The following is a 6,587-nucleotide window of genomic DNA, read 5'->3' on the forward strand; positions in this document are numbered from 1 at the left end:
AAGGACTCTCCGGGGAAGACAAAGGAAGCGAACTGGCTCCCTGCACCTGCTGGGCCGATCTACCTAGTCATGCGCCTATACTGGCCTAAGGTGGAAGCACCTTCCATCCTTCCGGTTGGCAAGAGTACCTGGACTCCAACTCCTGTCATCCAGACTCAGTAAGCGCTCAAAGAATTCTTTGAAGCTAGGGTCTTTCTATGACACTATATTGAATATTTTAATGCGTTACAGAAAGCCCCCATTTTTTCATGAATGGCTGCGGAACCACCTTTTTAACCATTGCACCGGATGGTATTGCCCTACCCTGTCATTCAGCACGTGAGTTGCCAGGCCTATTTGCTAACAGGGGATATGTATAAAACCGACCCAGTATGTAGCAAGTCACCTGACAGACGAGTGATTCAAGATGCGATAGATTCAGCTAGAGAAAGTGCCTTATCAACTGACGAGCAACCTTTGATTTTTCGGAATAGCAAAAATCCCAGGGCCTATTGAAATATCAATGTAATTCTTTATTTGTATTTAAGAGATTCTGACTCAAACTAAGGACTCTTCGCACCAGGAAAGTCATAGAGAATTACCCTCTATGACTTCTATCTTCGCATAATCAACAACAGACCAGCCAATGCGGCCAGACCTGCCATAATCAACTGACTCAATGGAAAGCTAAACTTAAACAGCACCATTGCAGCGCCAATAATTAACCATACCCCAAGCAGCAGAGAGCCCACACTCTCTAGCCTTGCTTTAAGTCCATAGACTGTCAAAAACACACCTGCACCCAGCGCTATACTAGCAAGTACAGTCTTGTCATAAGAAAAATGAAAATTCAATAGCTCCATTAAGCTACGCGCAATAAGCCAGATTCCCAGTAATAATAAACCGTAATATTTCACAAGTTGATCCTGTTTTCTCAAAACTATTATTTAATAACTTATCTTTACAACCCTTCCCAAGGCGTAAATAATCCCTCGACATCCACCCCAAATAAATCCAGCACACGCCCTACCCCTTCATCAACCATGGCAGCAATAGAATTAGACTTATTATAAAATGCAGGCATCGGTGGAAAGATAATTCCCCCCATTTCGGTTACACTAGCCATATTACGAATATGTGCCAGATTTAAAGGGGTTTCGCGCGGCATAATCACTACACGGCGACGCTCCTTTAAAGCCACATCAGCCGAACGGGAAATAAGATTATCACCAAAGCCATGAGCAATCGCAGCAAGAGTTTTCATTGAGCACGGCGCCACAACAACACCTTCTGTTTTAAATGAACCACTGGCGATACTTGAGGCAATATCATCAATACCATGTGTTACATCAGCTAATGCATATAAATCTTTACGTGACATTTCCAGCTCATATTTTAAATTCACCAGACCTGCCCCAGAAATAACTAAATGTGACTCCCAGTCATCTTGCCGTTGCAATACCTGTAACATTCTGACGCCATATATTGCTCCCGTCGCCCCTGTCATGGAGATAACCAAGCGTTTTTTCTGACCACTCATCATGCCAACCTCTCTGCCATTTCATCACAAGCCCCTACTAGAGCCGCAATCATTTCATCACCCTTGGCAATATGCCCCGCATGTTCTAAAACCCTGTATTCTGCCTTAGGTAACGCTTTAGACAGACTCAAACCTGCTGCCATCGGACAAACAAAATCATAACGCCCATGCACAATGATGCAGGGAATATCCTGTATCTGTGCACAATTCTCCAGGATCTGATTTTCTTTTATAAAATAATGATTCCGGGCATAATTCAACTCCATTTTAACTTGATCAATCATTTTCTGCGTAATAGCCTCTGTCTGCTCAGGTTTCTGATAGCCCACCCCCACTGCAACCTGGCTACTCCATTGTCTCCAGGCATCGGTAACGCATTGGACAGCAGCCTTATTATCTGACCATAGAGTGGTATATAACAATTCAATATTCTGCCCTGGCAAACTATCTAACAGAACCTGATATTGTTCAGGATAAATTCGACTGGCACCTTCCCTGACAAACCAATCCAGGTCTTGTTGTCGCGCAAGGAACACACCACGAATAATCACTCCTGAAACATGTTGGCTATATTGCTGCGCATAAAGCAAAGCTAATGCACTTCCCCAGGAACCGCTAAACAACAACCACTGCTGGATATTTAATTGTTTACGAATGCGCTCCATATCCTCAATTAAATCCTGCGTAGTATTATTTTCCAATTCCCCAAAGGGCAGAGATAAACCGCAGCCACGCTGATCAAATAAAACAATATGGTATAAATTCGGGTCAAAAAAACAGCGCTGTCCTGGCCGCGTACCGGAACAAGGCCCACCATGCAAAAAAACTACCGGAATTCCATCTGGATTACCCGACTGCTCCACATACACGGTATGCTGACTGCCTGTTTCTAGGAAAAAAGTATTAAACGGTTCTATTTCGGGGTATAGCGATTTCATTTAACTCTTATCTCCACCTATAATTTATCTGCAATCCGTAGGGCGTGGCTAAAGCCGCGCCCTACAAATATTTCGCCTAAAACTCCACACCCTGTGCTGCTTTAATCCCTTGGCCATAGGCATGTTTAATCTTTGTCATCTCGGTCACTGTATGCGCCACCTCAATCACTTCAGGCGCAGCATTACGACCGGTTAATACCAAGTGCATCCACGCTGGCTTTTCATTAGTAATAAAATCAGCAATTTCCTGCCCTGAAATCCAGTTATACCCACAGCAATAATTTATTTCATCCAGTAAAACAAAATCATACTCTTCCGAAAGGATTTTTTGTTTACTAAATTCCCATATTTCACGGCTAGTTTTAATATCCTGTTCCGGATTTTTAGTATCCCAGGTAAAGCCATCACCCAATACATGCCACTCAATATTATCAAAGCGTTCTGCAGCCTTTTGCTCACCTGTCTGCCATTTACCTTTAATATACTGAATCACACAGACTTTCATACCCCAGCCTGCAGCACGGAACACCATACCCAAAGCACTTGATGATTTACCTTTGCCTTCACCAGTATTAACTAAAACAATACCTTGTCGACGCTCTCTTTCTTTCATTAATTCCTGCCACTATCACTGTAGAGCGGGCTTTAGTCCGCTCTACCCGTTAGCACCAAGCCACTCTGATATCACTTCAGGTGCACTGGCAAAATACCAATGTATATATGAGGCACGTAAATTCTTATAACGTATACCTGCATCCCCTCGCCCAACCTGAAAGCAGGGCTCTAAAACCTGTTCTGATTCACGTACTGAATGGTGAAATTCATGCCCTCTAATGCCTGAAGCTTCGTCACGGTAACCTAGTGAAGACAGTTTTGTTTGCATTCTTGAGCGGTATGGCAATATGTTAGCCATCGGCCATTGCTTGCCAGAATGATCAACCAGGTCTTTGCCTAATAACATCGCCCCACCACATTCTGCTAACACTGGTTTACCTGACTCAACAAATGCTCGCAAAGATGGCCAGCTTTTTGACCGAGCGAGGCATTCCGCAAATAATTCTGGATATCCACCTGGCAACCACAGAGCTTCAGCATTTTCTGGGATAACATCACCAGCAATAGGAGAGAAAAACATGACCTCCGCTCCCTGCTGTTGTAAAAAATCTAAATTTGCTGGGTAAATAAAACAACAGGCAGCATCTTTTGCAACAGCGATTTTTTTATTCTTTAATAAATGTTTTGACTCAACAGCAGGGTATGTATCGCCTATCTCGTTATCAATCAAATGATGTGCTTCATTCCCCAGCGCTATGCTGTCAGAAAAAAACGCCATTAAATCCTTTACCTCAATATGCAGAAAAGGCAATAAATCAGGCAAAGAGACCTCTGATGGTTGAACTAAGCCCAAATGCCGTTCTGGTAACAGCGGTGCATTTTTTTCCATCCAGGCAATCAACGGTGGTTGTTTGTGCTGTTGCAAAACCTCTCTTAACAACCCTGCATGGTGAGCGCTACCCACACGATTAGCAATAACTCCCGCAATCCTTACCCCCATCTTTTGCGCGTAAGCAGTAAACCCGCTGACCATAGGTACAATAGAGCCACTCATCCCCTTAGCATCTATCACCAGAAATACAGGAGTATTTAACGCCTTCGCCAATTCCGCACTAGAGCCACTTTCGCCCACTCCGGAGCGGCCATCGAACAGGCCCATTACACCTTCTATCAATGCAAATTCAGCTGTTTTAGCCTGCTCGGCTATAATCTGCTTAGAGTGTTGCGCACCAATCATGCGAGTATCGATATTATAAGATAAGCAGCCAGTCACTGCCTGATGCCACAATGGGTCCAGAAAATCAGGGCCAGATTTAAATGACACTATCTTGTGCTGCTGCGCTTTTAAATATTGCAATAAAGCCAGCATAATTGTGGTTTTCCCACAGCCAGACTGTGTGCCTGCCAGAAGCGCCAGTTTCATTTACTCTTGTATCTCATCATTAAAATCAAAACGCATCATACCGTTTATTGCTAGCTCACTCAAAGCCTATATTTTTCAAGGTTTATGAGCCTTCAACATATTGGTATAATACAAAGCTTTTAGCCATTACCCAGAAATATAATAAATGGACGTTATCCAGAAAATTGCCCACGAATTAGCCGTCAGTCCTAATCAAGTTAGTGCCGCAGTAACTCTTATAGATGAAGGTGCAACCGTACCTTTTATCGCACGTTACCGCAAAGAAGTGACGGGCGGACTAGATGATATCCAATTACGTCTATTAGATGAACGCTTAATTTATTTGCGCGAATTGAATTCCCGTCGTGAAACAATTTTAGAAAGTATCGAAGCACAAGGAAAACTCAGTCCAGAGTTAGAAAAGTCGATCCAGGAAGCAGACACAAAAACCCGTCTTGAAGATTTATACTTGCCCTATAAACCCAAACGTCGCACTAAAGCACAGATTGCACGTGAAGCAGGGTTAGAACCATTAGCAGACACTATTTTAGATGATAGAAACTGCATTCCCGAACAAGTCGCTAGCGCATTTATCAATGCAGACAAAGCTATTGCCGATGTTACTGCAGCCCTTGATGGCGCACGCCAGATTATTATGGAACGCATTTCCGAAGATGCAGAACTAGTCACTACCCTCCGTGAGCGTATCTGGCAAAAAGGCATTATGCGCTCAGCCGTCGGCAAAGCTAAAGAAACAGAAGCCGCTAAATTTAAGGATTATTTTGATTTTCAGGAAGCGATTAATAAAATCCCTTCACATCGTGCTTTAGCTTTATTTCGTGGCCGAAATGAGAATTTATTAACCCTGACTTTATTGCCAGGTAATAACGAAAAAGAAGATCATCAGCTTTGTGCGCAAATTGTTGCTAAGCATATTCAAGTCTCGGATACCAGCAAAGCAGCCGATGCCTGGTTAGCAGAAACAGCACGCTTTGCCTGGAAAGTAAAATTATTCACGCGTATTGATTTAGATTTAAAACAGCAACTACGAGAAGCTGCCGAATTAGAAGCCATACGTGTTTTTGCCAACAATCTAAAGGATTTATTACTGGCTGCCCCTGCTGGCCCTAAAGCGACCTTAGGTTTAGACCCTGGCATTCGTACTGGTGTTAAAGTTGCCGTAGTCGATGCTACCGGAAAATTACTGGCTACCGACACTATTTATCCACACGCGCCAAGAAATCAATGGGATGCTTCGATAGCAACTGTTGCCAAACTGATTGTTCAACATCAGGTTGAATTAGTCAGTATTGGTAATGGCACAGGTTCACGAGAAACCGATCAACTGGTTGCTGATTTAATGAAGCAGCATAAAGACTTAAAATTCAGCAAAATTACTGTTTCTGAAGCAGGCGCTTCGGTATATTCGGCTTCTGAACTTGCTTCAAAGGAATTTCCTAATATCGATGTTTCATTACGCGGCGCAGTCTCAATTGCCAGGCGCTTACAAGACCCACTTGCGGAACTGGTAAAAATTGAACCAAAATCCATAGGTGTAGGTCAATATCAACATGATGTTAACCAGATTCAACTCGCCCGTGGTCTGGATGCAGTCGTCGAAGACTGTGTAAATGCTGTGGGTGTCGATATTAACACCGCCTCTGCGGCATTACTTAAGCAGGTTTCAGGAATCTCCAACACTATCAGCCAGAATATCGTCTCTTTTAGAGATGAACAAGGTGCATTTACTAACCGTAAGCAACTTAAAAAAGTCCCTAGACTAGGCGCAAAAGCTTATGAACAAGCCGCAGGATTTTTACGTATTATGAATGGTGATAATCCTCTGGATTCTTCGTCTGTACATCCTGAATCCTACCCTGTTATCGAAGATATAGTGCAGAAAACTGGTACCCCTATCACTGACCTGATCGGCAAACAAAGCTTTCTACGCAGTTTAAATGCTACTGATTATACTAACCAGGATTTTGGTCTGCCCACTGTCACAGATATTTTACAGGAACTGGAAAAGCCAGGCCGTGACCCCAGACCTGAATTTAAAAGTGTCACTTTTAAAGCTGGTATAGAAAAAATCACCGACCTAAAAGAAGGCATGACCCTGGAAGGCGTCGTCACCAATGTTGCCAATTTCGGTGCATTTGTAGATATTGGCGTG

At 43.2% G+C, this 6,587-nt stretch carries 7 protein-coding genes and 1 pseudogene; 3 read left to right on the forward strand and 5 right to left on the reverse strand.

Annotation, left to right across the window (positions count from 1 at the left end; translation table 11 throughout):
- Positions 1-162 (forward strand): DUF1214 domain-containing protein (locus CDZ78_RS17040; RefSeq protein WP_140414155.1); only part of this gene is annotated, 162 nt, incomplete at its 5' end.
- A gap of 68 nt (positions 163-230) precedes the next feature.
- Positions 231-495: pseudogene (locus CDZ78_RS23300) on the forward strand (SPASM domain-containing protein); the annotation flags it as partial.
- Positions 496-593: 98 nt separating this feature from the next.
- On the opposite strand, the gene CDZ78_RS17050 reads toward CDZ78_RS23300, so the two are convergent.
- The 5 genes from CDZ78_RS17050 to CDZ78_RS17070 all read right to left on the reverse strand — a co-directional run bounded on the left by CDZ78_RS17050 (position 594) and on the right by CDZ78_RS17070 (position 4,435).
- Positions 594-896: a hypothetical protein gene (locus tag CDZ78_RS17050; RefSeq protein WP_087871062.1), complete on the reverse strand. Its 303-nt coding sequence runs from the start codon at positions 894-896 to the stop codon at positions 594-596.
- A 44-nt stretch (positions 897-940) separates the two neighbouring features.
- Entirely contained in the window at positions 941-1,519 is a 579-nt protein-coding gene (locus tag CDZ78_RS17055) for a UbiX family flavin prenyltransferase (protein ID WP_087871063.1), read from the reverse strand.
- A complete protein-coding gene (gene pip / locus CDZ78_RS17060; protein WP_087871064.1) occupies positions 1,519-2,457 on the reverse strand; it encodes a prolyl aminopeptidase in 939 nt (312 codons plus the stop codon). The genes CDZ78_RS17055 and pip overlap by 1 nt, the downstream gene beginning before the upstream one ends.
- Before the next feature lie 76 nt (positions 2,458-2,533).
- Positions 2,534-3,070 carry a cob(I)yrinic acid a,c-diamide adenosyltransferase gene (gene cobO, locus CDZ78_RS17065; protein WP_087871065.1) on the reverse strand — a complete coding sequence of 179 codons (537 nt, stop codon included), beginning with the start codon at positions 3,068-3,070 and terminating at the stop codon, positions 2,534-2,536.
- 42 nt (positions 3,071-3,112) lie between these two features.
- Positions 3,113-4,435: a cobyrinic acid a,c-diamide synthase CobB gene (locus tag CDZ78_RS17070; RefSeq protein WP_087871066.1), complete on the reverse strand. Its 1,323-nt coding sequence runs from the start codon at positions 4,433-4,435 to the stop codon at positions 3,113-3,115.
- A gap of 145 nt (positions 4,436-4,580) precedes the next feature.
- Here CDZ78_RS17070 and CDZ78_RS17075 point away from each other — a divergent pair.
- Positions 4,581-6,587: Tex family protein (locus tag CDZ78_RS17075; protein WP_087871067.1), on the forward strand; the 2,007-nt coding region annotated here is incomplete at its 3' end.

Origin of the sequence: Bathymodiolus platifrons methanotrophic gill symbiont (assembly GCF_002189065.1) — a bacterium.
Lineage (GTDB): Bacteria > Pseudomonadota > Gammaproteobacteria > Methylococcales > Methylomonadaceae > Methyloprofundus.

What these genes read in the sequence shown, in the direction of transcription:
- CDZ78_RS17055 (WP_087871063.1), bottom strand. Translation starts at nt 1,519, where the DNA reads ATGAGTGGTCAGAAAAAACGCTTGGTTATCTCCATGACAGGGGCGACG.
- pip (WP_087871064.1), bottom strand. Translation starts at nt 2,457, where the DNA reads ATGAAATCGCTATACCCCGAAATAGAACCGTTTAATACTTTTTTCCTA.
- cobO (WP_087871065.1), bottom strand. Translation starts at nt 3,070, where the DNA reads ATGAAAGAAAGAGAGCGTCGACAAGGTATTGTTTTAGTTAATACTGGT.
- CDZ78_RS17070 (WP_087871066.1), bottom strand. Translation starts at nt 4,435, where the DNA reads ATGAAACTGGCGCTTCTGGCAGGCACACAGTCTGGCTGTGGGAAAACC.